At 64.6% G+C, this 925-nt stretch carries 1 protein-coding gene; it reads left to right on the top strand.

Features of this window, described 5'->3' with window-relative positions; genetic code table 11:
* The coding region (locus AABE10_RS36235) for an MFS transporter (protein WP_342937844.1) at positions 1 to 925 on the top strand (925 nt) is incomplete at both ends.

The raw sequence follows: 925 nt of genomic DNA, 5'->3' as shown, positions 1-925 counted from the left end.
CCTCACCCTCGACGACATCACGGTTGTCGACAACACGCTGCTCAAGCGTGCCGTCGGCGCGATGGCGCTCGGCAACGCAATGGAATGGTTCGACTTCGGCGTGTACAGCTACATCGCCGTCACGCTCGGCAAAGTGTTCTTCCCGTCGAGCAGCCCGTCCGCGCAGCTGATCGCCACCTTCGGCACGTTTGCCGCCGCCTTTCTCGTGCGCCCGATCGGCGGCATGGTGTTCGGCCCGCTCGGCGACCGCATCGGCCGCCAGCGCGTGCTCGCGATGACGATGATCATGATGGCCCTCGGCACCTTCGCGATCGGCCTGATTCCGAGCTACGGCTCGATCGGCATTCTCGCGCCCGTGCTGCTGCTCGTCGCGCGGCTCGTGCAGGGCTTCTCGACGGGCGGCGAATATGGCGGTGCGGCCACCTTCATCGCCGAGTTCTCGACGGACCGCCGACGCGGCTTCGCCGGCAGCTTCCTCGAATTCGGCACGCTGGTCGGCTATATCCTCGGCGCGGGCACGGTCGCGGTGCTGACGTCCGCGCTGTCGCAGGATGCACTGCTGTCGTGGGGCTGGCGCGTGCCGTTCTTTATCGCCGGGCCGCTGGGTCTCGTGGGCCTGTATATCCGGATGAAGCTCGAAGAGACGCCCGCGTTCAAGAAGGAAGCCGAAGCGCGTGAAGCGGAAGAAAAGTCGCGGCCGAAGCAGACGTTCATGGAACTGCTCGCGCAGCAGTGGAAGCCGCTGCTGCAATGCGTCGGTCTCGTGCTGATCTTCAACGTGACCGACTACATGGCGCTGTCGTATCTGCCGAGCTATCTGTCGGCGACGCTGCACTTCAACGAATCGCACGGCCTGTTCCTCGTGCTGGCCGTGATGGTACTGATGATGCCGATGACGCTGTATGCGGGCCACCTGTCGGACAAA

Origin of the sequence: Paraburkholderia diazotrophica, from assembly GCF_038900755.1 — a bacterium.
Taxonomy (GTDB): Bacteria; Pseudomonadota; Gammaproteobacteria; order Burkholderiales; family Burkholderiaceae; genus Paraburkholderia; species Paraburkholderia diazotrophica_A.
This window is presented reverse-complemented; position numbering and strand designations above follow the sequence as displayed.